Source organism: Peteryoungia aggregata LMG 23059, from assembly GCF_030814435.1.
Lineage (GTDB): Bacteria > Pseudomonadota > Alphaproteobacteria > Rhizobiales > Rhizobiaceae > Allorhizobium > Allorhizobium aggregatum.
Genome location: NZ_JAUSUW010000001.1, coordinates 580,908 through 603,510 on the forward strand (window position 1 = coordinate 580,908; position 22,603 = coordinate 603,510).

The 22,603-nt window shown below is 61.4% G+C and carries 19 protein-coding genes; 10 read left to right on the forward strand and 9 right to left on the reverse strand.

The window, feature by feature from the left end:
• Nucleotides 1–9: 9 nt before the first annotated feature.
• The 5 genes from J2045_RS02690 to J2045_RS02710 all read right to left on the reverse strand — a co-directional run bounded on the left by J2045_RS02690 (nt 10) and on the right by J2045_RS02710 (nt 8,365).
• A complete protein-coding gene (locus J2045_RS02690) occupies nt 10–1,242 on the reverse strand; it encodes a CehA/McbA family metallohydrolase (RefSeq protein WP_307369114.1) in 1,233 nt (410 codons plus the stop codon).
• A complete protein-coding gene (locus J2045_RS02695) occupies nt 1,239–4,322 on the reverse strand; it encodes an alpha-mannosidase (protein ID WP_307369117.1) in 3,084 nt (1,027 codons plus the stop codon). Before J2045_RS02695 ends, J2045_RS02690 begins: the two co-directional genes overlap by 4 nt.
• Nucleotides 4,323–4,344: 22 nt before the next feature.
• Entirely contained in the window at nt 4,345–5,688 is a 1,344-nt protein-coding gene (pglB, locus tag J2045_RS02700; RefSeq protein WP_307369120.1) for a polygalacturonase PglB, read from the reverse strand.
• Between the two features lie 510 nt (nt 5,689–6,198).
• Nucleotides 6,199–7,098 (reverse strand): SphA family protein, encoded by a 900-nt coding sequence (locus J2045_RS02705; RefSeq protein WP_307369122.1) that lies wholly within the window; start codon nt 7,096–7,098, stop codon nt 6,199–6,201.
• Nucleotides 7,099–7,438: 340 nt separating this feature from the next.
• Entirely contained in the window at nt 7,439–8,365 is a 927-nt protein-coding gene (locus J2045_RS02710; protein ID WP_166599199.1) for a LysR substrate-binding domain-containing protein, read from the reverse strand.
• A gap of 186 nt (nt 8,366–8,551) precedes the next feature.
• Between J2045_RS02710 and J2045_RS02715 the strand changes: the two genes are divergently transcribed.
• From J2045_RS02715 to J2045_RS02760, 10 genes are all read left to right on the forward strand, one after another.
• Nucleotides 8,552–9,715: an alpha/beta hydrolase family protein gene (locus J2045_RS02715; RefSeq protein WP_307369125.1), complete on the forward strand. Its 1,164-nt coding sequence runs from the start codon at nt 8,552–8,554 to the stop codon at nt 9,713–9,715.
• Between the two features lie 56 nt (nt 9,716–9,771).
• On the forward strand, nt 9,772–10,719 hold the full coding sequence (locus J2045_RS02720) for a VOC family protein (protein ID WP_307369128.1): 948 nt from the start codon (nt 9,772–9,774) through the stop codon (nt 10,717–10,719).
• Nucleotides 10,720–10,755: 36 nt separating this feature from the next.
• Nucleotides 10,756–11,973, forward strand: a complete 1,218-nt coding sequence (locus J2045_RS02725) for an FAD-dependent oxidoreductase (protein ID WP_307369130.1) — start codon at nt 10,756–10,758, stop codon at nt 11,971–11,973.
• Nucleotides 11,966–12,361 carry a Rieske (2Fe-2S) protein gene (locus tag J2045_RS02730; protein ID WP_307369132.1) on the forward strand — a complete coding sequence of 132 codons (396 nt, stop codon included), beginning with the start codon at nt 11,966–11,968 and terminating at the stop codon, nt 12,359–12,361. Before J2045_RS02725 ends, J2045_RS02730 begins: the two co-directional genes overlap by 8 nt.
• Nucleotides 12,358–13,488: an FAD-dependent oxidoreductase gene (locus J2045_RS02735; RefSeq protein WP_307369134.1), complete on the forward strand. Its 1,131-nt coding sequence runs from the start codon at nt 12,358–12,360 to the stop codon at nt 13,486–13,488. Before J2045_RS02730 ends, J2045_RS02735 begins: the two co-directional genes overlap by 4 nt.
• A gap of 76 nt (nt 13,489–13,564) precedes the next feature.
• Nucleotides 13,565–14,683, forward strand: a complete 1,119-nt coding sequence (locus J2045_RS02740; RefSeq protein ID WP_307369136.1) for an MFS transporter — start codon at nt 13,565–13,567, stop codon at nt 14,681–14,683.
• Nucleotides 14,680–15,261 carry a cupin domain-containing protein gene (locus J2045_RS02745; RefSeq protein WP_166599050.1) on the forward strand — a complete coding sequence of 194 codons (582 nt, stop codon included), beginning with the start codon at nt 14,680–14,682 and terminating at the stop codon, nt 15,259–15,261. The genes J2045_RS02740 and J2045_RS02745 overlap by 4 nt, the downstream gene beginning before the upstream one ends.
• 27 nt (nt 15,262–15,288) lie before the next feature.
• Nucleotides 15,289–16,266 (forward strand): fumarylacetoacetate hydrolase family protein, encoded by a 978-nt coding sequence (locus J2045_RS02750; protein ID WP_307369138.1) that lies wholly within the window; start codon nt 15,289–15,291, stop codon nt 16,264–16,266.
• Nucleotides 16,266–17,183, forward strand: a complete 918-nt coding sequence (locus J2045_RS02755) for an NAD-dependent epimerase/dehydratase family protein (protein WP_307369139.1) — start codon at nt 16,266–16,268, stop codon at nt 17,181–17,183. The genes J2045_RS02750 and J2045_RS02755 overlap by 1 nt, the downstream gene beginning before the upstream one ends.
• A 3-nt stretch (nt 17,184–17,186) precedes the next feature.
• On the forward strand, nt 17,187–17,966 hold the full coding sequence (locus J2045_RS02760; RefSeq protein ID WP_307369141.1) for a cyclase family protein: 780 nt from the start codon (nt 17,187–17,189) through the stop codon (nt 17,964–17,966).
• 430 nt (nt 17,967–18,396) lie between these two features.
• Here J2045_RS02760 and J2045_RS02765 read toward each other — a convergent pair whose 3' ends face one another.
• The 4 genes from J2045_RS02765 to J2045_RS02780 form a co-directional block, all read right to left on the reverse strand.
• Nucleotides 18,397–20,043, reverse strand: a complete 1,647-nt coding sequence (locus J2045_RS02765) for a subtype B tannase (RefSeq protein WP_307369143.1) — start codon at nt 20,041–20,043, stop codon at nt 18,397–18,399.
• A 123-nt stretch (nt 20,044–20,166) separates the two neighbouring features.
• The gene (locus J2045_RS02770) at nt 20,167–21,441 is read right to left on the reverse strand and encodes a PHB depolymerase family esterase (RefSeq protein WP_307369145.1); all 1,275 of its coding nucleotides are present in this window, start codon (nt 21,439–21,441) and stop codon (nt 20,167–20,169) included.
• A gap of 57 nt (nt 21,442–21,498) precedes the next feature.
• Complete coding sequence (locus tag J2045_RS02775) at nt 21,499–22,137, reverse strand: DedA family protein (protein WP_307369147.1); 639 nt, start codon at nt 22,135–22,137, stop codon at nt 21,499–21,501.
• A complete protein-coding gene (locus J2045_RS02780) occupies nt 22,130–22,552 on the reverse strand; it encodes a hypothetical protein (RefSeq protein ID WP_307369149.1) in 423 nt (140 codons plus the stop codon). Before J2045_RS02780 ends, J2045_RS02775 begins: the two co-directional genes overlap by 8 nt.
• Nucleotides 22,553–22,603 lie beyond the last annotated feature (51 nt).

A 22,603-nucleotide genomic window follows, 5' to 3' on the forward strand; every position in this document is an offset into this window, starting at 1 on the left:
GCTCAGCCCTCACTCGGCGTAGAAGGGGTTGGTGAACAGGCGAGCCTCGTTGCCGTGCCACACCTCAAAACGCAGAAACCGGCCCGAGAAGGGGAGTTCGACGGTGAAACCACCCTCGTCCGGCTTCACTGTATCCTTGTAACCGTTCTCATCGACCAGACGGATCTCATCGCCCTGCGACAGGCCGTCAAAGCGGACCGCAATCGGGGACCCTGATGGGACGCGGGAACCGAAATCCGGATGCCCGATTCCGACCGGCAGCGCGGTCAGATCGTGCGGCGAGAAGGAGACGACATTGCGGCCCGCCCGCACTGCCGCGAGGATGTCGGCAATTGAATGTCCCGACACACGCAAGCGGTTGCTCGGATGTCCATGACGGCGCCGATTCTTCAGATGGAAGTCGCTGCCGCCCGTCACCGGAATCTGTCGTCCCGCCACCAGAAGCTCCTGCCAGAAGGCAAGCGCCTGCGCATTCATCGGTGTCCAGAGCCCGTTCCAGATTTCCAAAGCATCGAAATGCGGCTCGAAACCGGATTGCCATTTGCCTCCCGCCGAATTCTGAAACGGGTGATTGATGACGATGGTCGCACCATTCGCCCGCGCCTCGGCCATGCGGTCGACCACATCGCTCGGACTGCGGCAGCGCCAGTCCTCAACCGGCCTGGCTAGCCCGAGAAAGTTGGTGTGCCCCCAGAACGACGTCAACTCCATCGCCGGGATGACGAGCATACCGGGATCATCAGGGCGAATGATGTTCTGTGAGATGGTGTTGTGATCGGTGATCGCCAGGAAATCCAGGCCACCGGCACGCGCACGATGGATCGCGTCGAGAACGGTCACACCACCGTCGGAATGCTCCGAATGGCTGTGCAGCTCCCCCACCAGCCAGCGCTCCCGTTTGCGGATCAGCCGGATCTTAACGTCGACCTTGCAGGCGGGCCCAATCTTCACGATGCCGAGCACGGCATGCCAGGCTCCTGCAAGCGGCCCGCAGTCGTAGCCGGGCGTCGCACGGTCTTCCTCAAGCGTGATGAAGCCGCGCTCGGCGCCACTCCAGCCCCGCATGCGACCGTGCTGCGCCACGCCGAGATCAATGACGCTGCCACCGCCTCCGAACGGGAAGTGATAGGCCACCTCGATCCGCTCGATATCACCCCCCACCGTAAAAGGAATTTCGACGAAGGACTTCTCCCCCTCCGGAAAGTTGTCGATGGTGATGTTGATTTCCTGGTCGCCGCTCATGTGCCGCTCCTCCCCAGTTTCAGGCTGATGATGTCGAAGGGTTTGAAGTCGAGGTTCAGATGCCCGTTTTCGACCAGCAGCCGGCAGATCGGCTGCTCCAGGAGATCGACGAGCAGCACCTCCGTCAGATCCGGCGCCGGCATGATATCGGCAGCCCTGTGCCGTCCCGTGACTTCCCAGAGGCGAACGACAACACCGCTGCCATCTTCCGCCTCCTTCACCGCTTCGACACAGATCCCGTCCGTCGCAATAGTGAACAGCGCGGAGGTCGCCGCCTCCGCCGGGCGACGTTCCACCTCGGCGCCAGCGACAATCCGCAGCGGCATGTTGAAGTCTTCCCCCGCCCGATGCACGGCATCCTTTTCGCCATCATGCACCATCAGCGCGTAGCGGAACCGATGCGCCCCCTGGTCGGCGCCCGGCCAGGGATAGGTGGGAGAACGCAGCAGCGTCAGGCGGATATCCGAGCCCCGGGCGTCATAGCCGTATTTGCTGTCATTGAGGAAGGCGACACCGAAGTCCGGCTCCGTGACATCCGCCCAGCGCTGCATGACGCATTCGAAGCGTGCCTTGTCCCAGGACGTGTTACGATGCGTCGCCCGCCGCACATGGCCGAACTGGATCTCCGCATCCACGGCGGCCACCTGCAGCGCCAGCGGAAACCCCGCCTTCACCAGCGTGTTGTGCTCGTGCCAATCGACGAATGTGTCGAAATCAACTCGCCGGGCATCCGCTTCCAGAGCCACGACCTGCACGACGCGCGAATTTTCGTAGCGCCACTCGAACCGGATGGCAGCGCGCAGCGGACCCCGCTCGACGACATGGGCACTCACGAGATCGTCGATCTCAAAGACCTGATCCTCGAAGTCGGAATCGATATCCCAGGCGTCATATTGCGCTGGCCGGTCACGATAGGCCTGCAGGCGGTTGCCCGCTTGGCCTGGCTTGAGGATCAGTCGTCCACTGGCGCGATCAACGAGGCGGTCGATCCGCCCTGCGTCATCGAACAGGATCTCCATATGACGGTTCGCCAGTCGACGCTCGGAAACGCTCAGCGCGTCCGCAACGACAGGCATCGTCAGCACCCCATCCAAAGGCACAAGCGAAAGCGGTGCAACACAATCGAACCAGGCCGCATGTTCATGCGAACCATCAGCCCGCACCACCCTCTGCACTTCTCGCCCTTCCAGCAGCGGCGAAGAGACCAGCCCGCCACGGGGCCGCCCTGCAGCATTGAGGACACCAGGACCAATCTGGATGGCCGAAACGAGCTCACGGGCGAGCGTCTCGGCTTCCATGAAGAAGGTCTCGTAGTCACGGTCACTATCCTCATAGACAGCACCGATCGAGGATCCCGGAAGGATGTCGTGAAACTGGTTGAGCATCACGATATCCCAGAGCGACCTCAGCCTTGCATGAGGATAGGCCTGCCCGGTGGCGCGCTGCGCAAGCACGGCCATCAGCTCAAGCTCCCGAAGCGCGATCTCCGCCAACCGGTTGAAACGCTTGTTCTTGGCGACCGAGGTCAGGGTGCCCCGATGGAATTCCAGATAGAATTCCCCCACCCAGACCGGATAGCGTTCCGGATGGGTCTTCATCTCGGCAATCAGCCGCTCGAAGAATGGCCGCATGGCCCCATGCTCGACCTTTGGGCAACCGGGAATACCGCGTTCCATGCGGCGGATGTTGTGGAGCATCTCGCGGGTCGGCCCGCCACCGCCGTCTCCATGACCATAGACGAGGAAGAGCTCTCCGCCGATGCGCTGCTGCCCGTAGCGTTTCCAGGTGCCCATGACATGGGTAGGCTTGAGATTGGGGCAGTAGGTCGTGCCGATGCTCTGGCTGTCATAGGGCTGCGTCGTCAGGAAATAGGCGACCACCTGGCTGCCATCGATGCCCTGCCAGAAGAGCTTTTCCTCCGGCATGCGGTTGGTGTCGTTCCAGGAAAGCTTGTGCGTGACGAAACTGTCGAGCCCCGACTTCACCATCAACTGCGGCAGCGCTGCCGTGTAACCGAACGTATCCGGCAGCCAGACCATGCGTGGTCGGATGCCGAAGGTCTCCTGATGATAGCGGACACCGTAGAGAATGTGTCGAACCAGCGCCTCGCCGCCGGCGATGTTCACATCAGGCTCAAGCCAGAGCGCGCCTTCGATCTCGAAGCGCCCGGCGGAAAACTGCCCCCGGATGCGATCGAAGAGTTCGGGATAGTCCTCACGCAGATAATCAAGCAGGACGCACTGATTGTACATGAACCGGTAGTCGGGAAACTCATCCATCAGCGACAGCATGGTCGCCATCGAGCGCGCCATCTTCTGTCGCGTCTCGCGTACCCGCCAGAGCCATGCGACATCGATATGCGTATGCCCGGTCGCAACAACGACGGGTTTTTCCTCGAAATCAGCGACCTGATAGATCCCAGCAGCAATGGCCCGCGCCGTGTCCAGCGATTTCGCCAACCGCTCCGGATTTCCCGGACGCAGATCGATGGCATCGACAGCCTGCTCGACCACTCGCAGGATGAAGTGTCGACGCGGATCGTTTTCATCCAGCAGTCGTGCGACATCGAGAGGCACGCGCAGATCGTAGTAGACGTCCTCGACCTGCACATCGTGGCGATGCAGCGTCACCGCGAAACCGATCTGCCGGCGATCCTCGATGGTTCCAGCCTCGATCAGGAGGTCGAGGACCTGCCCCGAAACGGCATCGAGGGCCAGCGGAAACTCCCGATGGTTCGCGTCGCCACCCTGGACAATGCGTCCGTCGACACGCACGAGGCATTGCGGGTCGCTGCGTCCCATGACATTGCCGAAGGCGGCTTCGATCCGGCCGAAGATCCGGGCGCCACCAGCGCTGTCGGGCAACACGACCCGACCGCCGAACCAGAAATAGCCGTCGGGCTCGCCCCAGATGTGGTCCCGACCCACGGCGGTCCAGCCAGACCGATCGGAGGTGACCATATCCGACCGTTCCTTGGATGCAGCCTGCCGGTAAACGAGCGGGACCTCCATGCCGATTGGCTGGAAGATCTGCTCGGCGAGAACCGACAGCAGCTTGTCGAGCTTGCGAATGGTCTTCATTGCTTCTCCTCCCGATCCGACGTTACGACCAGACCGGGGATTGCCCCTGCAGAACCACAACGGACTCCGGATGGAACCCCTCCGGCAGCGGGCTCGGACGGCTCACCTTCACGTCTTCGAGAGCCAGGTTTTCGACATCAGAGGCAAAGACACCCGGCATGCCGCCGGGATAGGGCACAAGACCGATGATTTTACCATCCGCGCCGCGCACCCAGGCATTGGCCCGGCCCGCAGCATCCGGTGACGGGGCAAGATCGAACTTCGTCGGGCGCACATCATAGCGGCAGGCATTGAACCGCCCCGGGGCCTGGCGGAGCGAAACACGGCGCAGCGTCACGTTGCGGATCAGCCCAGCCCTGTCGGCGAACAGATTGACGGCCCCTTCCATCTGCCCTTCGATATCCTCGAAAAGTACGTTCTCGATCACGCCGGCCGGATTTGTGCTGCGGCGGTCAAGCGCCGTCATCGTGATCGCTTCGCCCGAACCCCAGAATCCCTCCGGGGTTTCCTTGCAATCCACCGTCAACCGACGAAAAGCGATGTTGGATAGTCGTCCCCCGTCGCGCGAGAACAAACCGAGTGCACGATTGCTGTGTGCGATAACGCAATCCTCGAAGGTGATATTCTGCATGTCGCCGAAACTTTCGGTCCCGAGCTTCAGCGCGCAACTTTCGCTGATAATGTTGCAATGGGCGACACGGATCGAATGGCAGTTGCCGATCGGCAGCCCGTCGGGACCGCGGCTCGTCTTGAGAACGACGCCGTCATCCGCAGTGTCGATGACGCAATTCTCGATCATGACACGCTGGCACGCATCGATCACGACACCGTCCGTATTGGGCATCTTGCGGTCGTTGACGATGGTGACACCGTCGAGGATCACGTCCTCGCTGCGAATGAGATGGACAGTCCACATCGCCGACAGGCCGATCCTGATTCTTTCAATCCTGACATCCGAGCAGCGATCGACGATGAGGGTGCGCGGACGATGACGCGACGGAATATGCGTGCCCATATCCTCAAGGATCCCCTCAATGTAACTCTCACCGGGCGCCTCGATCGTTCCCTGACCATGGAGGCGAACCGATCGGGCACCCTGCGCCAGAATGAGCGCACGATCGGAATCCTCCGCGATGACATCCACGCTGTTTGAGGCATAGAGGCCGTAGTCGGCATGAAACCGCAGGACCGCCCCCTCTTCGAGGCAAAGGTCCGCCCCGCTCGGCAGGCGGAGTGCCCCGCATCGATAGACCCCCTTCGGGAGATGCAAGGACTTGCCCGCGGCAGCGCTCGAATTCAGCTCCTCCTGCAATTGCGCCGTCACATCATCGAGTCTTGCAATGAATATATTTTTAGCCTTCGACACGTCTCGATACCCTCCCCCGCGCTAATTCGACGCCACAAGTCACCAATTAAGCCATCCAAAGCGAACAGGATGCATATCAAGCCGATTTTTACCGAGAAATCCAAATGAAAATAATTTTGCCTCGACAACCATCCACCGAACGCAGCGACGCCATACTCCACTCCCTCGGCCTGCTTGTGCTGGTCGCTTGCCTGCAGGGTTGGCGCCATCAGCCACAACGCCTTCCGTCCGGAACTATGCCTCGACATTGACGACAACATCGGCAACGACATCCTGGATAGGGCGTCGGGATGGTCACGCCCCCGTTTCGTGTTCTTGACGCAGAAGGCCCCGCTGACGCGGGGCCTCTATTCACCTTCTTGGTCCCAGGAGCCTGGCGGCGCGCAGACTTGCGTCAAGAACAAAGGCCACCGATGATCGGGACCGCTCACCGCTTGGCAGCGGACCACACCGCTCAATGAGGGGCGCTCTCGCGGAGCGCTACCTCATCATTTTACGTCTGCGCCTCGGTCAGAACTTCGTTGCGAAGTTCACCCAGATGGTATCGCCTTGAGCCCGGTTTTCGGCAAAGACATCGTGCTGCCAGGAGGCGCTTACCTGTAGAGCGGGATTGAAGCTGTAGGTCAGCGATGGGCCGATCGCGAAGGCCTTGCCCCGCTTGCCGTCGGCAGGCGCCGTCGGGCCCGTGTCGTCCGTCAGCTGCTGGAGGTAATAGCCGACGGCACCGACACGGATCTTGTCGAAATTCCAACCGATCGCGTAGTCGACCACCAGCTCGTTACCGGTCCGGTAGTCGGTGTCCGGGTTCTCGGTGTTGAAGATGACGCGTGCGGTCGCCCCGAATTCGAAACCCTGCGGGTCGAAATAATGGTAGCCGAGAGTCGGCTGGAAGGACCAGTGGTTCAGACCGATATTGGGAAAGTCATTCTCATCGTAGCGACCGGTCGGCATCGCAACGTCGACACCGAAAATGAACGTCTGCTTCTGATCGAGGTACCAGGCGAGACCGACAGCGCCGACCACATCGCCCAAGCCGAAACTGGTGTCGGATTGAGACGGGACCGTCAGATCCAGATGCACCAGAGGCACCACCAGCTGCCCCCAGACCTTCGCGCCGGCAAACTCGACATCGGAGACGTAGAGAAAGCGCATGGTCTCCGCGATGGCGCGCACATCGAAGTCGAACGGCTGCGCATCACCATCGCCGTCATTGGTCTGATCGGCCTTGAAATGGCTCGTCTGCGACAGGAAATACAGACCCGGATAGGGCGGGATCTGTCCCGCGAAGAACTGGGGGGAACCGGGCGCATATTGCGTATTCCCGTTTTCCGCCGCACCCGCCACATTCACCCCGACACCCGCCATCAGCGTCCCGAGAGCCAGACATTTCAAACTGTTCGCTACACCCATTCCGTCCTCCTAAACATGGGATACTGACGATCGCACGGCCCTCCCGACGAAAACGTCGGCCTGTCGATTGTCGGCGCCTCCGGACATGAAAAACGGCAAAGCAAGAGCGTTCACCGCCGTGGCGGTGTCAGTCGGCTAACTCTGTTGCATTTCCCTCTCCAGCACCGTCAGCCGTTACCCAGCTGCGGCAGATCCGCCCCGCCGACAATGTTCCCTGCATTGCCGAGCGACCGCCTCATTCATCCAGTAGAAGCGAAGTTGACATATGTAAAATCGTCATTCGGAATATGAAGTATTGACCGCCTGAATGACTGCGCCACTTCAGATTGGCGGTTGGTGGTCAATCAAACTCTTTCAGTGAGCTCCTAAACATCGCCGCACCTTTGTGGATCTGAGCACGGACCCAGGCCAGCCCCGGATCGCGTGTACGATAACTGTGCCATTGCAAGGACTGCTCCAGCGGCGGGAACGGCAGCGGAGGCTCGACGATTGCAATCCCCCCAAGGTTGAGCATGCTGAGAGCGAGCGTGCGCTGTACCAGTGCAATGCGCGTCGTGCCTCGGATCAGGAGCGGCAGCGAGGCGAAGGAATAGGTGCTTGCATCCACCCTGATCTGCAGCCCCAGCTGGCTGCAGATGCGTTGGGCGAAGCTTTCCCCACCGTTTGGCGGCTGCATCACGACGTGTCCCGCAGCCAGGAAGGCCGCCTCGGTCATCGGCATCAGGGCCAAGGGACCGTCCGCATCCACCACGCAACAGATCTGATCGTCGAGCAGGTGTTCCGCCGGATGGCTTGGCGAACAGAAGACAGTTGGCGCGACCAGGAGGTCAGCCTCGCCGCGTTCCAAGAGCAGATGCGGGTAGTTCTGTTGGGGTTTGAAGTTCACCTGCATGCCCGGCGCCTGTTCCGTCATGATCTTCAGAAAGGGCGGCATGACCGTGTGTAGCGAATAGTCCGAGACGATGAGATTGATGCTGCGCGTGCTCTCTTCGGGCACGAAGGACGGGGTCGAGACGACGGCCGCCTCGATGCGTACGATGATGTCTCTGAGCGGCTGTTCAAGCGACACGGCCAGCGGCGAAAGCTCCATGGTCCGCCCGACCTGAATGAGCAACGGATCGTCGAAATAGTCGCGCAGCCTGCCCAGCGCATTGCTCATGGCGGATTGCGTGATGAACATCTCCTCCGCAGCGCGACTGACATTGCGGACGCGGATCAGGGTGTCCAGCGCGACCAGCAGATTGAGATCGAGATTCTTGAAGCGCATGACGACGTCCTCCACGTATTCACGACGCAAATATAAATCATTCATCAAAGCAATTTTGTAAACAGTTTGATTTTCGTTAAGTCTTCTCCTGGGAGGAGATGTCGTTACGAAGGCCGTTTGCGGTCGGCGTCGCGACGGGCCTCTCACCGGCATTCTCGCCGTAATCGGCGACTTCGAGGAGACCCAATGTTCAAGTATTTTCCGACCAACTACGTGTGGAACCTCTCGGTCAATCTGTCGATCGAGATGGGTGCTCGTATGGGAGAGATCGAGGAAATGTGCGCGCCGCTGCAGGATGCAGCCAAGGCGCCCGACGCGGCCGGCACCCAGGCCTTCCGCGAGACCTGGATCAAAATGGCGGACAAGCTGGTCTCGCTCGCCGATGAAGACGAAGCCCGAGGTCGATCGATCTCTGCCGGCGACAAGCTGATCCGCGCCGCCAACTACATGCTGACGGCAGAACGCCTTCTGGCCCACGGCTCGGAAGGGCGCATGGCGCTCTATAAGCGCTTCCTGGCCGCTTTCGAAAGAGGACTGGCGCTATCGGGATCCGCCTGCCGCCGGGTCGAGATCCCCTATGAAGGCAAGCATCTGTCGGCGCTCTATGTGCCAGCAGAAGGCGTCGAGGGGCGACAGCCGCTGCTCGTCCAGGTCAATGGGCTGGACAGCACCAAGGAGATGAAACTCCTCGTCGGACTGCCCATCTGGCTGGCCAAGCGGGGCATCGCATCGCTGATCGTCGATCAGCCGGGGACCGGCGAAGCCCTGCGCCTTCAAGGCCTAACCGCCCGTTTCGACAGCGAACACTGGGCAAGCCGCGTCGTCGACTGGCTGGAAACGCAAGACTTCGTTGATCCCAGGCGCATCGGCATGGAAGGCGTTTCCCTCGGCGGCTACTACTGTCCGCGTGCTGTTGCCTTCGAGCCGCGCTTCGCCTGCGGCGTCGTCTGGGGAGCCAATCACGACTGGCGCGACGTTCAGAAGAAGCGGCTCGCCAAGGAAGGTAACTTCCCGGTCCCGCATTACTGGAGCCACGTCATGTGGGTCTGGGGCGCGAAGGACATGGACGACTTCATGCAGATCGCCGAGAAGGTGCATCTCAATGGAGTTCTGGATCGCATCCACGTGCCGTTCCTCGTCACCCACGGCGAGAAGGACAGCCAGATCCCGTTGCAATGGGCCCATGCCACTTATGACCAGTTGGTCAACAGCCCCAAGCGCGAATTGAAGATCTTCGACGAACGGACGGGCGGCGTGCAGCATTCGAGCTTCGACAATTCAGCCAATGCCGGGGCCTACATCGCGGATTGGGTGGCAGAGGTGCTGGGCGGCAAGACCGCTACCGCCTGAGAGCCTCGAACATGAACGAACCGGATCTCAAGGTCTGGAAGTGGGAGTAGAAGAATATGAATATCGTTGGTCCTGATTATCTCGTCTTCGGTGTCGATGACGTCGCAGCTGCAATCGAATATCTGACGGCCTGGGGCCTGAAGCCGGTGGATGTGACAGACAAGGGCGGCCTCTTCGAGACGCTTGACGGCACGGGTATCATCATCCGGCACAAGTCCGATCCGTCTCTGCCACCGCCGCTGCCGACCTCCAACATGCTGCGCCAGCAGGTCTACGGCGTGCGCTCCGCTGCCGATCTCGATGCGATCGAAGCCGAACTTGGCAAGGATCGGCGCGTCACCCGCCTCTCCAACGGCTCGATCGAACTCAAGGACGACCATGGTTTCGAACTGAAGTTCCAGGTGACGATCCGCCGCGAACTCGACATGCCGGCCGAGAAGATCAATGCACCCGGTGCCCCGGCCCAGCGCAAGCCGAACGAGATCGGCGTCTGGGAAGAGATGCCGGCCCTGCCCCGCACGCTCAGCCATGTCGTTTTGTTCGTACCCGACATCGAGATCGCGACGAAGTTCTATTGCGATCGCCTCGGCTTCGTCATCACCGATGTGCTGACCGGCGCCGGCCCGTTCCTCCGCCCGAAGGCCAACGACGACCACCACACCCTCTTCTTCATCCGCACGCCCGAATACATGAAGGGTTGCGAGCACCTCGCCTTCCACATGGGCGGCCCGACCGAACTGATGGTGGCCGGCACGCGCTTCGTGAAGAAGGGCTACCAGAGTTTCTGGGGTCCCGGCCGTCACAAATTCGGTTCGAACTGGTTCTGGTACTTCAACAGCCCGCTCGGCTGTCATTTCGAATATGACGCCGACATGGACAAGCACGACGACACCTGGGTCGCGCGTGAAGCGCCGATGGGCGCGGAAGCCTCGCAGATCGTTCTCTTCGAATACCGCGAAAAATGGGCTCCCGGCGGCGGCCCACCGCCGGGCGCGAAGGGCTGAGACACAGACAAACATGCATGCTCTGGGAGGAAAACCATGCACAAAGGGAAGCGCATAGGAATTGTGGGCAGTGGTCCGGGCGGCGTATCCGCCGCCATCGGCCTCCTGAATGCTGGCTATCGGGTTCGCTTGTTCGAACAGAACCCGTCACCAAAACCGCTGGGGGGAGCGGTTCTTCTATCAGCGCCGGTTCTGGCGATCTTGCGCAGCTACGGTGTAGACGTCGTCAACAATTTCGGCAGCAAGACGAGAGTGCAGTTCCGCAATCCACGTGGAAAGGTTCGCGTCGACCTGCCCTTCAATCCGTCCGTCGAAAAGGCGCTCGGCATTGAAGGCTGGCACTACGGCATTCTCCGCTCTTCAGCCTTCGCTCGCATGCTCGAAGTTCTCAATACACTCGATCCGAATGCGCTCGTGCCAGGGCGTAAATTCGTATCCTATGAGGAGCACGACGACGAACTCACCGTCACGTTCGAGAACGGCGACACGGAAGTCGTCGATCTTCTGATCGGCGCCGACGGTATCCGCTCGCGTGTATCCCAGCAGGCGCTGGGCGATCTGAACCTGTTCCATGTGGGATTACGGGTTTGGCTTGCCTGGTGCGAGGACATTCCGGAATTGCCGAAGGACATGGGCGCCCTTCATCACGGGCGCCATGTTCAGGCCAGCTATTTCCCCATGAAACACGAAGGCAAGCCGGGTTACGAGTGGTGGATCGTAGAGCCATCGTCGGAAACGGCCAAACCGCCGGCCGATACGGAGGCTCATATACGGGCCTTGCTGAAGCCGTTTGCCTATCCGATGAATCTCTTCGCCGACCGGACCGATTTCTCCAGCCAGATATTCCGGTGGGAGATCTACAACCGACCATCCCTGAAGACCTGGTCAAACGGACGAGTCGTTTGTCTCGGGGATGCGGTCCATCCTGTCTCGCCCTATGCGGCCTATGGGATGGGTATGGCGATCGAAGACGGCTACTTCCTAGCCCGCGCCATCGGATCCTGTGACCTTGCCGACCGCATCGCGCTGACCCAGGCGATCAAGACCTTTGAGGCGGAACGCGTAGGATACTGCAATCACCATGTCGAGTTCGCCCGCAAACTCGGCAACATTTTCCATCAGGCCCCTGCACCCCTCGCCTGGCTGCGCGACCTGGTTCTGGATAACACCGGACTGCTCCAGAAGATGGTTCAGAAGGACTACCTCTCTGACGCCGAGCGCATGTCCCTTTCCTTAAGGGAACTGCATGTCTAGCCATGAGGCATCGCCCTTGTTTCCAAAGCTGGGCCAGCGCCTCTGCCATGCACATGATGTGGCGGAAGGCGAGGCTCGGGGTTTCGGGCCGCTGGAAGGCACGAAGCGGAAGGTCATCCTTGTCCGACGAAACGGCGTGCTGCACGCCTGGCTAGATGCCTGCCCGCACTACTCCACCGGAACACCGATGGCCTGGAAGACAGACGCCTATCTGAATGGCGAGCGCACACATCTCACCTGCCATTCCCACAATGCCCTGTTCGAAATGGATACGGGCGAATGCATTCTGGGGCCCTGCCTCGGACAGAGTTTGACACGAATTGAAATCGCGGTGGGCGAAGAGGGCGACGTGTTCGTCGTTGGACCACGCGAAGGAGGAGTAGCATGAATTCGGGTATCAAGAAGATCCTGGTGATTGGTGGCGGCTTTGCCGGCATGACGGCCGCCCTGCAGCTGTCCCGACAGGGTTTCGAGGTCGATCTCGTCGAGATCGATGCCGGTTGGAGATCCTATGGGGCGGGCATCAGCCTGCATGGTTCGACCCTTCGCGTCATCAAGCAGCTCGGACTGATCGACCAGTTCATGCAGGACGGCTTTGCGAGCGACGGCGTTGAACTGCGCGGCCCCAATGATGCGGTGCTTGTGACCATTCCCACACCGCGCGTGGCCGGCCCCGACATTCCCGGCGGTGGCGCGATCCTGCGTCCGGCGCTGGCGAAGCTCCTGTCGCAGGCGGTGCGTGCGTCTTCCACCCATATCCGCCTTGGCGTGACCTTCACCGACATTTCCCGGGATGAAGACGGTGCCACAGTCACCTTCAACGACGGCAGTTCATCGCGCTATGATCTGGTGATCGGCGCCGATGGTCTTTATTCGGCCGTGCGTGCCAAGGTCTTCCCCGAGGCCCCTAAGCCCCGCTTCATCGGCCAGTCCGTATGGCGCGCGGTCCTGCCACGACCCGAAGGCATCGATACCGTGACCATGTGGATGGGACCGAAGCTGAAAGTCGGCGTCAATCGCGTGACCGAGGATCTCGTCTATCTCTTCCTGACCGAAGATCGGGCCACCAATGACTACGTGCCGCCGGAAACCTTCGTCGAAACTCTTCGGTCGCTGCTGGAGCGCTTTCCGTCACCGACGATCCGCAAGATTGCGTCCGAACTGTCGTCGGAGCACCAGATCGTCTACCGCCCGCTCGAGCAGATGCTCCTGCCCCGCCCCTGGCACCGCGATCGCATCGCGCTGATCGGCGACGCCGTGCATGCCACGACCCCTCACCTGGCCGCTGGCGCCTGCATTGGCATCGAAGATGCGATGGTGCTTGCAGAAGAGCTTGTCAGGGGCAACGACGTGCAAAGTGCGCTCGGCGCCTTCGAGGAACGCCGCTGGGAACGCTGCCGCATGGTGGTGGAGAATTCCGGTCGGCTGGCCGACATCGAGATGCATGATGGAAGCCGCGAGGAGCATGCCGCGATCATGCAGCAGTCCATGAAATCACTGGCTCAGGCCATCTGAAACAACATCAGCGCATGGACCGGGAGGAGCCGGGAGGCCGGGCGGACATGCGCGCACCGCAGGGAGGAATTGATAAATGTCAGGACAAAAATTTAGAATAGCGGGAGCTGCGGCACTCGTCATCGGTCACTGTGCGGGCATGCTTGATCTGGTGGCGCTGCCGGTCTGGGTGGGCGCCCTTGTCGAGCGCTTCGGTTTCAGCCCGCAACAGGCTGGTGCACTTGCGACACTCTTCCTGCTCGGCGCGGTCGGCGCAAGCATAGTTGCCGCACCGCGCTTCAACGGGCTGAACCAGAAGCTGCTCGCGACGCTCGGCTTTGCCATCGCATCCGGAACCTTCCTGGTTGCCTCGACGCAATCCACCTTCCCGGTGCTGGCTGTCCTGCATCTCGTTGCGGGCCTGGCGACGGGAGCGGCTCTCTCCATGGTGCATGGTACAATGGGCCACGCCACCAACCCGCACAGGCTGTTTGCCGCCGCCGGCATGGCGCTTGGCCTCTTCGCCATCATTCTGCTCGCCGCCATTCCCCAGCTCCTGATCTCGCAAGGCGGTCCCGTGTTGTTTCAGGTGTTTGGCGGGATCATGGCCATTGCAGCCGTCGCATCGGCCCTGCTGTTCCGAAATCCGGTCAATGTGCTCCAACTGGAAAAGACACCGTTCAGCCGGGCAACCTGGTTCACCATTCTCGGCATCAGCGTCATGACCTTCAACCAGGCCATGGTCTTTTCCTTCGTCGAGGTGATCGGCAAGTCACGCGGCTTCGAACCGGGTCATGTGCTCGCCGTCCTGATCGCTCTCGGCTTTGTCAACTTCCTCTTCCCGGCTCCGCTTGCGGCCTTCCTCCAGACCCGGGTTTCGGCGCCGTTGATCACGCAGATCGGCCCCGCGATCCAGGCCATCCTTGCGATCATCGTCACGTCTGCCACCGCATTCCCGATCTGGGCCCCGGCAGCGGCTGTGTTCGTTGCCATCCAGATCTTCACCCACACCTTCGTCTTCGGACTTCTGGCCAAGCTCGACCCGACCGGACGCGCAGTCGCCGCAACACCGGCAATGTTGATGCTCGGTGCGGCGCTTGGACCGATCGTGGGGGGCGCATTGGGTGAAAATCTCGGCTTCTCGGCCCTCGGCGTGGCGGCAATCGTGGTCGCCGGCGCTTCCATCGGCTTCTTCACCAAGGCGAAAACAGCATGACAACATTCCCATCCATCACCCGGATCGTCACCGGACACACTGACGACGGTCGGTCCATCCTCACAGAGGTCGGACCGCTGCCCAGTGTCGTCGAAATCACTGCGATCCCGGGAACCATCTTTCACGAGGTCTGGTCGACCACCGCAAGCCCGGCTCCCGTGGGCAATGGTGCCGATCCGACGCTGGGTCCGCTGGTGCTGCCTCCTCCCCCCGGCGGCACCCGGATCCGGTTCGTCGACATACCACCGGATACGGAGGAGTTCCTCAAGACCGGTGCAGAGCGCATGGAAGAAGCGTTCGAGCAGGTCGGCGACAAGGCGGCTTCCACCGTGAAGGAGAACTCGCCACACCCGCTGATGCACAGAACGGAATCGATCGACTACGGCGTTGTCATCGAGGGGGAGATGACGCTGGTTCTCGATGATGGCGAGGTGCTCCTCAAGCCAGGCTCGGTCGTGATCCAGCGGGGAACCAACCATGCTTGGGCGAACCGATCCGGGCGCCTGTGCCGGATGCTGTTCGTACTCGTTGCCGGCACCTACGAGCCCGGCCTCGCCGACAAACTCGCCGGACAATGAAGCCAATCCAGCAGAAATGAGGTCGATATGAAGTTTGCAACCTATCACGACGGCACCCGCGACGGGCAGCTTTGGGTGGTCTCCCGCGACCTGAGCCGCGCCATTCCGGCGACGGGCATCGCCACCTGCCTGCTTGAGGCGATCGAGACCTGGGATGATGCCTCTCCGAAGCTGGCGGCGCTTTATGAAAGGCTGAACAATTTCGAAGAGCCGTTCGCGACCCGTTTCGAACCCGAACGTTGCCTGGCGCCCCTGCCGCGTGCACCGCAATGGCTGGATGCTTCCGCCTTCCTCAATCATGGGCGGTTGATGGACAAGGCCTTCGACAATCCGCCGAACCCGGAATTCGAAACCATCCCGCTGATCTATCAGGGCGCCAGCGATGATTTCCGCGGACCCCTTGCCGATGTCGAGTTCCCCGATGACAAGCTGTTCATCGACATGGAAGGCGAATTCGGCGTCGTGCTTTCAGACGTCCCGATGGGCACGTCAGCCGAAGAGGCCGAGGCGCATATCCGTTTGCTCGTACAGATCAACGACTGGTCGCTTCGCGCCGTGGGCCCAAGGGAAATGCGCGCCGGCTTCGGCTTCCTGCAGGCGAAACCCTCCACCGCCTTTGCCCCGGTCGCGATCACCCCTGACGAACTGGGCGACCACTGGTCGAATGGGCGTGTCGTTCTGAAGCTGCATGTCGAGATCAACGGCCGTGAAGTTGGTCGCGCCGATGGTCGCGAGATGCATTTCTCCTTTGGCCAGCTGATTGCGCATTGCGCCCGCACACGCCGTCTCACGGCTGGCACCGTGGTTGGCTCTGGCACGGTCTCCAACGCGGACAGGGCCGCCGGCTCGTCCTGCATTTCCGAAATCAGGGTCATCGAACTTCTCGATGAAGGGGCCGCACGCACGCCCTTCCTCACCTGGGGGGACCGGGTGCGCATGGAAAGCCGCCTGCCGGATGGCTCGGCCCCGTTTGGCGTAATCGACCAGCGCGTGGTGAAGGCCTGATGCGGATCCTGGTCACCGGAGCCGAGGGGTTTCTCGGGCGCGGCCTCGGTGCCGCATTGCCCAAGACATATCCAGACGCGCAGCGGATCGTTCTGACTGACCGTTCATTTGCGGCAGCGGGCGGCACAAGCGGCATTGAGCATCTGCCCGGTGACCTTGGCGACCCAGACTTTCTCGATCGGTTGATCGAACCGGGCTTCGATCTCGTCTTTCATCTGGCGAGCATTCCGGGCGGACTGGCGGAGCGTGACCAGACGCTCGGCCATCAGGTCAATCTCCTGGCGCCACTCGGCCTCGTGGAAAAGTTAGCCAAGCGCCAGCCGGGCTTGCGTTTTGTCTTTGCATCCTCGATCGCTGTCTATGGTGATCTGGGGCAGGAAATAGTCACCGACACAACAGCCTGTCAGCCTGAGCTCACCTATGGCGCTCACAAGCGGATCACCGAGATCTTGCTGGCCGACATGACGCGCAGGGGTGTGCTGTCAGCCATAAGCCTGCGTTTCCCAGGCCTCGTCGCCCGTCCCGCCACAGAAAGCGGCCATGGCTCGGCATTCATGAGCCAGATCTTCCACAGCATAGCGGCAGGAGAGCCCTATACCTGCCCGGTTCCGGCGGAAAGCACCTGCTGGTGGATGTCGAACAGTGCTGCCGTTGACGCTCTGCTGCACGCAGCAGGCGCAACCGCGGCACAAAGTGTAATCCAGCCGCCAGTGCTTCACGCGAGCGTTGCCGATGTCGCAAATGCCGTCGCCCGCGTGACCGGTCAGACGGCGAAGGTGACGTTCGGCAAGGACGCCACCCTGCAACGCATTTTCGGCGCCATGCCGCGGCTGGATGCAAGCACGGCCATTTCTTGCGGCTTTCAGGCGGATGTCGATCTCGATGCGCTTGTGAAAGCAGCTCTTTCAGGAGATTGACCCATGAAGATCATCGACCTTTCTGTCGCCATTGAAAACGACGTTCCCGCCGATCCGCCGGGTCTTGGCCCGAGGATCAGCTATACGAGCCACGCCGAGGGCGCCGAAGAGGTTCTGCGGTTCTTTCCGGGCCTCGACATCGCCGACGTTCCCGGCGGCGAAGGCTGGGCCGTCGAACAACTCAACCTGACGGCTCATGCCGGGACGCATCTTGATGCCCCCTGGCACTTCGCCTCGACCATGAACAACGGTGAGCGCGCCTGGACGATCGACGAAGTGCCGCTCGACTGGTGCATCCGTCCTGGCGTAAAGCTTGATCTGCGCGAACTGCCGGACGGATATGTTGCCACCGCATCCGATCTTGAAGCGGCACTTGAGGCGACGGGCCATCACTTGCAGCCGTTCGATATCGTGTTGATCAACACCGCCGCCGGCGCTGCCTATGGCAGGCCGGAGTTTCTTGGTCGCGGCTGCGGTATAGGCCGCGAGGCAACGCACTGGCTGATGAACAAGGGAGTTCACATTGCCGGCACGGACGCCTGGTCCTGGGACGCACCATTCCCCGTCACGGCGAGGCGTTTTGCCGAAACAAGGGATGCAGGTCTGATATGGGAAGGCCACAAGGCCGGTCGCGAAGGCATATTCCTGCATATGGAAAAGCTGACACGGCTTGCCGAACTGCCGCCATCCGGCTTCACCGTTTCCTGCCTGCCGGTCAAGATCAAGGGCGGTTCGGCAGGCTGGTGCCGCGCCGTGGCCCTTTTTCCGTTGGAAGAGGCGTAACCCGCTACGGATAAACATCATCCCGGCAGCTCGTGTCTGGCGGCGGGTGATTGTGCCCCGAGATATATCACGCTTCCAGCGCTGATGAAGGCAAGAACACGCACTTCAAGTGCCATTAACTTTGTCTGCCGCAAAGGTAAACGACGAACTCTACCAAAAATGACCATGACCTGAGACCCTGAAGTTCCTCCAGCTTTTGGGGCCTAGAACACCTTGCCCGCGAGCGTCCGGCCAGTCCGTTTCAACACCGTCGGCTTCCTGCCTTGGGTGCAGGAGTTGAAAAGCCCCAATAGCCATTGACCGGACGCATGAGTGTCGTCTCCAGTTTGACCTTAGGCTGAAGAAGAGCCCACCCAGACAAGATCGACGTTCTCGCCACTCTGACTTTGTCCTCGCCAGATGCATCAATCCAGCCCACGGGGCTCACCGCTCAAGGTCGAGACGGCGGCCCTGCTTGCGCCAACACATCTGCCAGCCAGGCATAGGCTTCCTGCACATCGTAATTGCCGCTGTGAGCGGTCATCCAGGGCAGGCGGAAGTCGACGGACTTTACATCGCTATCCATGCGGGCCGCTTCGGCAAGCGAGAGTTCCACGGCAAAAGAGGTATCCCTGTCGATCATGCCATGGCGGATATACCAGTAACCTGCCGCCTTCGCCTCGGTGCGAAGATAGGCCATGGGGTTGATCAGGCGCAGCTGCTCGGCAAGCGCCGCGCCTGCTCCACTTGTATAGCCTTCCCAGTCCATGCCGGTATCGTCGGGACCGGATCCATCCCCTTTGACCTCGTTGTTGTTCCAGCCGAAGGCGCTGAAGTTCGAATAGGCCTGCGTTGGCGCGCCAAACAGCGAGTTCTCGCCGTCAATGCCTTCGTTCCCGGTATTGGCGCTGCGGTCGAAGGCGGGCACGTTCTTCAGCGCGGAGGTCTTGGCGACGAAACCCAGGAAGGCGTCGAAGTCGAGTGCCGTCACGGCGCCGTTTTCGACGGTCACCCAATCATTCTCTAGAACGAGCGTCTTCTCGCCGCCTCGCTGCCGCAGAGTGATTTCGAAATCTTCGCCACGGGCGGGGACTGTGCCACCTGCTGCGACATCGCGTTCGACTTCCTTGCGAACCTCATCGGTGATTGCGGCCTTCATGGTCGCAGAGGTGAGCGGCGCGCCATCGGCGCGGGTCAGCTTCAAGCCATCCAGATAGGCGGGATATGCGGCAGCAAGCTCAGCGGAGGCAGCCTGCGCCCGTCCGCTCCAACGATTGTCTGCGGTGTTTTCCGCCGTGCGGATGCCGCTATAGAGCCATTCATAGGCCATGTCGGCGTGACCGAGATCGGTGATCGGGCAATAGGCGATGACGGCGAAGACGTCGTCGTTGAGACTGCTTGTCCCTTCTTCCGCAACGCCGGCAGCACCAATCTCGGCCAGATGGCGCAGATAATCCGGGCTGTTCCCGCTCGCGGCAACCACGGAAGACAGACCGCCCCCGCCGGAGGTTCCGGTGATGACAATGCGCTCCGCCGATCCGGGCAGGGTCGTATCGTTGAGCCTCAGGTAACGGATGGCCGCTTTGGTGTCGATCACGGCAGCAGGCGCCTTGCCCGGAAGGCTGCCATCGGCCGCCAGAATGCCGCGTCCGCGACTGCCGATATCAACATAGACATAGCCGGCAGCGAGCGCCGCCCCGGCCTTGTCCGTATCGCTGTCCGATCGGTAGGTGCCGCCGTCTTCGATATCGGACTGAAGTTCGCTGGCGAACCAGCCGCCGTTGTTGACATTCAGGATGATTGCCGAGGTCTCGGATGCCGTCTCCGGAACGAAGATGCTGAGCTTCTGGTATGTCAGCGGATCGACAAGCGTTTGCGTATCCGCGCCCGAGGGACTTCCGCCCGGCCCCATCCTGCGGGCCGGCTGCTCGGATGCCATAGCGACAGGCTTGCCGACATAAACAGCATCATAGCGGCGCAGCACCATGGCTTTGCCATCCACAGTAACATTGACGACAGCAAAGCGCGCGGGATCGAGTGTCAATGCCGTGTCGAAAGCACCTTGCGCCATCGCATCTGCCGCCGTCAAACTCGCCATCATGCTCACCCCGCCCAAAAGGCCGCGCATGGTTCTCGATAAGGGTTTCATCAGGTTCATCCTCTTTCCAACGGTGGTAGACGCATTTTGTGATTGTCCATCAAGACAGACCAGAGCGCCAGCTCAGGCCCTAGCCTGCCGGAACAACCAGTCGCGGATATGGTCGATCTCGTAGGCGATCCGCCAGGTGTTGACGTGGTTGGCCGCGGGGCTGTCCTCCTGGCCCTCAGGATGCACGGTGCCGGTTGCAAAATGCGCATGGAGGATCGGCGTGCCGCCGGTTTTTTCCAGCTCGGCTGCGGCAGCGGAGAGGTCTGCGGGCGTCGCCCGACCGTTCCATTCCGCCCGGGAGACCTTGGCGCCTTCGGCTTCGAGAACCTCCATGATGGCGTTCTGTCCCGGATAGGCCTTGGCGTCGCCAGCGCTGACCACGACCCACATCTTGTCCGTGGCGAGCGGCTTGCAAAGTTCCGGTGCCCATTGGCAGGCGACGAGGAAGGACGCGGCAAACAGATCCGGATACTTGATGTTGATCGCGATCGACAGCATGCCGCCACCCGACTGGCCCGTCGTGTAGAGCCGGTTCTCATCGATCGAGTATTCCGCTGCGACCGCCTTCAGCAGCCCAACCACAAGGTCAAGATAGGGCGATTCTTCCGACTGGTCGTTGACGAATTGCTCGGGAAACTGCGGCGCGACGACGAAGCAGGGCCGCTTTGCCTGTTCCGCCGGATCGGCCCAGATGACAGCGCCCAGTCCCTGCACCAGCGTGCGGTCGACTTCAGTCGAGGTCACACCCGCATCATGCATGAAATTGACCAGCGGATAGCGCTTAGACGGGTCGTAGTCGCGCGGGATGAAGAGATTGTAGGCGAGCGTCTTGCCGGTCGCCGGATCGGTGTAGACGAGCGGCTTGAACTCGTCGACGATCAGGTTCTTCTGCGTTGTGTTCGAGACGGCCGTATCATTTGCAGCAATCTCATCGCCGCCAACCGTCTTGACCGCCTTGGCCTGGACCACACTCGCCTCGGCCTTCTTGTGCACGATGTCGCGCTTCACATGGATATAGGTCGGCGCTGCCGTATCCTCGGGCGACAGTTCGACAATGACGAAGCGGCCGTTGCGGCCCTCGGCGGAAAGATCTGCCGTCGTGTTGGCATAGACGCGCGTCACTGCGCGGTCGGCAACGGTAAATGCGTCCGCAGACAGAGCGGCCGTCTCGATCTCCGTGCCGTATTCAAGCGCCAGCGCCGTCAACCGCTGACCATTGCCGAAGACCTGCGTGATGGCGGTCACGACCTGAATTCCAGCGCCGCCCTCGACGGCAAGGACAAGACGGGGCGTGCCAGCGGCAAGACCGAGGCCTGCAAGGCTGACGAGGAAGGTACGTCTGTTCATAGGGTGCTCCAAAGTCGTGGAAGTGGCCGTGAATTGATTGCCAGTTGAACGGCGGCTTCACTCAATTCCGTCGCCGGTCGCAGAATTATCTTGAGCAGGCTCGCCTCTCTCCCGCCGCCAGCTTCGCCAGAGATGGAAACCGGTCACGAGCACCAGGGTGCCGAGCAGCACGATGCCGATCGCGTTGCCGATGAGCGATGCGACCTGGGCGATCTGGCTGGCGAAAACATAGCCGAGCAGGCTGTAGCCGCAGCACCAGCACACGGCACCGAGAACGGCAGCAAGCGTGAAGGAGGCCCAGGGCAGAGACAGGGCACCCGAGAGATAACCCATATAGGGACCAAGCGGGCTGAACACGGTGCGGCTCAGGAACACCGCCACCGGCCCCCGGCGGGCAAGCAGCCCCTCAGCCTTCCCGAACAGCCCTTCCATGCGGGGATGCCGACGCAAGCTTGCCAAAAGCGGCGCGCCACCCTTGCGCGCCAGGCCATAGGCAAGCTGGTCGCCGATCACGAAGCCGCCAAAGGCTGAGATCTGAACCTGCCACAACACCAGATCACCGCTGGACGCAAAGCCTCCGGCGGTCATGACGAGGATCGAGGAGGGCACCGGCAGCGCCAGGCACGACAGCAGCAATGCACCCATGATGAGCCAAAGGCCATAGGTCGGGACGAGCCCGAGGAGGATATCAGTCATGGTCGTCAGCCCCGGCCTCGCCGCGTCCGTGCTCCAGACCGGGCGACATGTCCTCGCGTCCATCGTTTTGCCGTCTCCGCTCCGCTTCGAGCGCGGCCTTGGCCTTGCGAATGCGCGCTTCCAGTTCCGGAAGCGTGATGCCCATGTGCTCGACCACATCCGCCAGCGTCGGCTGCTTGTGGTCGGGCTCAAGCTGCATCTCGCGGATAATCACCTCGCGGGGCAGGTCCCAGGACTTCGCCACATAATAGGGGGACATCCACGGCGCCAGCGACTGCTCCTGATGGGCGGGATCGGAGAAATAGAGAAGTTCCGAGACGAAACGCACGCCGAACCAGCTGAGCCCGGCAAGGCCGATGACCAATACGACAGTCGGCAGCGGATGCCGGGTCAGGAGAAATCGGAAGAAGCGCATGGGGTATCCAGGTGACTGTGATGGCGCTTGAACGAAAGCCCTCACCGTTTC

Bases quoted from the DNA above. Each gene is read 5' to 3' on its own strand.
- J2045_RS02725 (WP_307369130.1), top strand. From the start codon at position 10,756: ATGCACAAAGGGAAGCGCATAGGAATTGTGGGCAGTGGTCCGGGCGGC.
- J2045_RS02695 (WP_307369117.1), bottom strand. From the start codon at position 4,322: ATGAAGACCATTCGCAAGCTCGACAAGCTGCTGTCGGTTCTCGCCGAG.
- J2045_RS02765 (WP_307369143.1), bottom strand. From the start codon at position 20,043: ATGGCGAGTTTGACGGCGGCAGATGCGATGGCGCAAGGTGCTTTCGAC.
- J2045_RS02705 (WP_307369122.1), bottom strand. From the start codon at position 7,098: ATGGGTGTAGCGAACAGTTTGAAATGTCTGGCTCTCGGGACGCTGATG.
- J2045_RS02720 (WP_307369128.1), top strand. From the start codon at position 9,772: ATGAATATCGTTGGTCCTGATTATCTCGTCTTCGGTGTCGATGACGTC.
- J2045_RS02750 (WP_307369138.1), top strand. From the start codon at position 15,289: ATGAAGTTTGCAACCTATCACGACGGCACCCGCGACGGGCAGCTTTGG.
- J2045_RS02690 (WP_307369114.1), bottom strand. From the start codon at position 1,242: ATGAGCGGCGACCAGGAAATCAACATCACCATCGACAACTTTCCGGAG.
- J2045_RS02745 (WP_166599050.1), top strand. From the start codon at position 14,680: ATGACAACATTCCCATCCATCACCCGGATCGTCACCGGACACACTGAC.
- J2045_RS02730 (WP_307369132.1), top strand. From the start codon at position 11,966: ATGTCTAGCCATGAGGCATCGCCCTTGTTTCCAAAGCTGGGCCAGCGC.
- J2045_RS02775 (WP_307369147.1), bottom strand. From the start codon at position 22,137: ATGACTGATATCCTCCTCGGGCTCGTCCCGACCTATGGCCTTTGGCTC.
- J2045_RS02755 (WP_307369139.1), top strand. From the start codon at position 16,266: ATGCGGATCCTGGTCACCGGAGCCGAGGGGTTTCTCGGGCGCGGCCTC.
- J2045_RS02740 (WP_307369136.1), top strand. From the start codon at position 13,565: ATGTCAGGACAAAAATTTAGAATAGCGGGAGCTGCGGCACTCGTCATC.
- J2045_RS02715 (WP_307369125.1), top strand. From the start codon at position 8,552: ATGTTCAAGTATTTTCCGACCAACTACGTGTGGAACCTCTCGGTCAAT.
- J2045_RS02735 (WP_307369134.1), top strand. From the start codon at position 12,358: ATGAATTCGGGTATCAAGAAGATCCTGGTGATTGGTGGCGGCTTTGCC.
- J2045_RS02770 (WP_307369145.1), bottom strand. From the start codon at position 21,441: ATGAACAGACGTACCTTCCTCGTCAGCCTTGCAGGCCTCGGTCTTGCC.
- J2045_RS02760 (WP_307369141.1), top strand. From the start codon at position 17,187: ATGAAGATCATCGACCTTTCTGTCGCCATTGAAAACGACGTTCCCGCC.
- J2045_RS02780 (WP_307369149.1), bottom strand. From the start codon at position 22,552: ATGCGCTTCTTCCGATTTCTCCTGACCCGGCATCCGCTGCCGACTGTC.
- J2045_RS02710 (WP_166599199.1), bottom strand. From the start codon at position 8,365: ATGCGCTTCAAGAATCTCGATCTCAATCTGCTGGTCGCGCTGGACACC.